The following is a 2,514-nucleotide window of genomic DNA, read 5'->3' as shown; positions in this document are numbered from 1 at the left end:
GATCAGGACATGGTCGACGCCGATCGAGGCGAGCGCTTCCCGCTTGGCTTCGTCACGCGTTGAGGCCAGGACGGTGAGCCCGCGGCGCTTGGCAAGTATTGCGGCGGCCATGCCGACGGAGGAGGTTCCGCCGCGGATGAGCAGGCTCTGGCCGGCCTGGATGTCCAGGCCAATGGTGAGGGAGCCGTGGGCGGTCTGAAGCATCTCCGGGACGGCGCCGATGACGGACCAGGGCAGCTCTGATTCGAAGGCAATGACCTGCCGGGCCGGCACGCACGTGTACTCGGCGTAGCCGCCGTCGAACACGCGGCCCATGCCCCCCATCAGGGTGGCGACCTTCTGCCCGGTGCGGAACTCGCCGCCGGGGGAGTCGGCCACCTCGCCGACAGCTTCGATTCCGGGCACGCGCGGGAACGTGACGCCCTCGGCCAAGCCCAGGCGGGTGTGCAGTTCCGAGCGGTTGAGCCCGAACGCCCGGACCCGGATGAGCACCTGGCCCGGCAGTGGCACGGGGATGGGTCGGTCGCGAATGACCAGCGCCTCGGCCGGCCCTGGGCCGTCCAGCACCACGGCCCGCATGGTGCCGCCGCTCACTGACCGGCCGCCTTGGAGTTGGCCGCCTTGGAGTTGGCCGCCGTGGAGTCCAAGGAGGGCTGCTGGGCGCTGCGAAGCCGGGCCAGGAGGTCGAACAGGGTGGTGGTCTCCTGCGGACTCAGGGCCGGGGTGAACCAGCGCGCGAGCTCGGCCTCGATCACAGCGCGGCCCCGAGCAACCACCGCCTTCCCTTCTTCCGTGAGGTCAAGGAGGGAGGAGCGCCGGTCGCCCGGGTTCATCTTCCGCGAGCAGTACCCGGCCGCCTCAACACGGTCAACCAGCTTGCTGGCGCCGCCCACGGTTATGGCCAGCGCCGACGCGATGTCGAACACCCTGCACGTGCCAAGGGAGGAGACAACGACCATCGCCTCGAACCTGCCGAGGGGAAGTCCGCATTCCTGGCGCAGGCGGGCGTCGACCGCATCCCACAGCTCGGTTTCCAGCCGGGTCAGTGCGCTGAAGAGGGGATAGAAGTCAGTCTGGCCAGTTCTGGTGTCCATGGATCAAGATTAGCATTTGGATTCCATGGAAGATACTTCCCCGGATTCTACTTACCGGCCGGCTGCAGCTCTTTGGCGGACTCGTGTGCTCCTGCTCGAGGGCTAGACTCTGATCGGACGTCCCGGCGACCATCGACGATGGGCGAATATTTCAGAGGAGCCTTGATGGCTGGCGGCAGCAGTGAGCCCGGTAGGACTGTGACCTCGAAGGTGCTCTCCATCCTGGAAGCCTTCGAAAAGTCCCGGGGTGCCCTCAGCCTGACGGAAATCGCGGAAAAATCCGGGCTGCCCCTGAGCACCGCCCACCGGCTTGTTAACGAGCTCACGGACTGGGGATTACTTTCCCGCGAGCCCAACGGCCGCTATCAGCTGGGCATCCGCCTCTGGGAGCTTGCCCAGAACACCGGGCGGCAGCTCCGCGACGCGGCGCGCCCATACATCCAGGATCTTTTCTCCCTCACGGGCGAAACCGCGCACCTGGCCGTCCGGTCCGGCCACGAGGTGCTGTACATCGACTGCGTCTACGGCTCCAAGCGCCTGCCCCGAGCTTCCCGCGTCGGCGGACGCCTGCCCATGCACGCGACCGCCGTCGGGAAGGTCCTCCTGGCCTTCGAGGAGGATTGGGTCCGCGACGCCTACCTGAACCGGCAGCTCGAGCGGCACACCGCGCACACCCACGTTGACCCGAGAAAACTGGCCGCCGAACTGACCCAGATCCGGGAGCAGGGCTACGCCACTACGCTCGAGGAAGTCCGGCTGGGCTCGTGCTCCATCGCCGTCCCGGTCTTCCACACCGGCAGAATCGGCGCCGCGATCGGCCTGGTGCTTCCCACGAGCCAGGCCGCCACGATGAGCCGCCACCTTCCCGTCCTGAGGGGCATCTCGGCGCAGATCGAACGCGCCACCGCGCGGATCCCGCTGGAAACGCTGCTGGGCAGCCACACTGCGGCATCGCACTAGGCCGAACCCTGCAGCTGCAGGCCCGCGGCAAAGTGACTTCCGCTCAGTGGAAGCCTTTCCTGCCATCCCGAGGTGACGGGGGCCACACTGGAGGAAGAACCCCCGGCATGCACTGCTGCTGTCAGCGGGACCGGAAAACCAAGGAGCCCAGATGTCATCGTCGACTGAAACGGCCGGCCGCTGTCCCTTCGGACACGGCGCCGAAGCCCCTACGGGGCACCACGGCTACGAGCCGTTCCAGATGAAGGATCCCTTCCCCGCCTACGCCGAACTCCGGGCTGAGCAGCCCGTGATGTTCGACGAGCGGATCGGCCTCTATGTCGTCTCCCGCTATGACGACATCAAGGCCGTCTTTGAAGACTGGGAGACTTTCTCCAGCGAAAACGCCCAGGCGCCTGTCCGCGAACGCGGTGCCGCGGCCAAGAAGATCATGGACGACGGCGGCTTCACCGCCTACTCG

Annotated in this window: 3 protein-coding genes and 1 pseudogene; 2 read left to right on the top strand and 2 right to left on the bottom strand. The window is 67.1% G+C overall.

Annotated features, from left to right (window positions below; genetic code table 11):
• Together LQV45_RS25570 and LQV45_RS25565 are read right to left on the bottom strand one after the other, a co-directional pair.
• On the bottom strand, window positions 1-594 hold a 594-nt coding region (locus tag LQV45_RS25570; RefSeq protein WP_230009436.1), incomplete at its 3' end, for an alcohol dehydrogenase catalytic domain-containing protein.
• Window positions 591-1,094 (bottom strand): MarR family winged helix-turn-helix transcriptional regulator, encoded by a 504-nt coding sequence (locus LQV45_RS25565; protein ID WP_230009435.1) that lies wholly within the window; start codon window positions 1,092-1,094, stop codon window positions 591-593. The genes LQV45_RS25570 and LQV45_RS25565, both read right to left, overlap by 4 nt.
• A gap of 165 nt (window positions 1,095-1,259) precedes the next feature.
• Here LQV45_RS25565 and LQV45_RS25560 point away from each other — a divergent pair, with 165 nt between their 5' ends.
• Window positions 1,260-2,054, top strand: coding sequence for an IclR family transcriptional regulator (locus tag LQV45_RS25560; protein WP_230009434.1), 795 nt, complete (start codon window positions 1,260-1,262; stop codon window positions 2,052-2,054).
• A gap of 151 nt (window positions 2,055-2,205) precedes the next feature.
• Window positions 2,206-2,514 (top strand): annotated as a pseudogene (locus LQV45_RS25555) (cytochrome P450); the annotation flags it as partial.

Source organism: Microbacterium sp. Bi128 (assembly GCF_918698205.1).
This window is presented reverse-complemented; position numbering and strand designations above follow the sequence as displayed.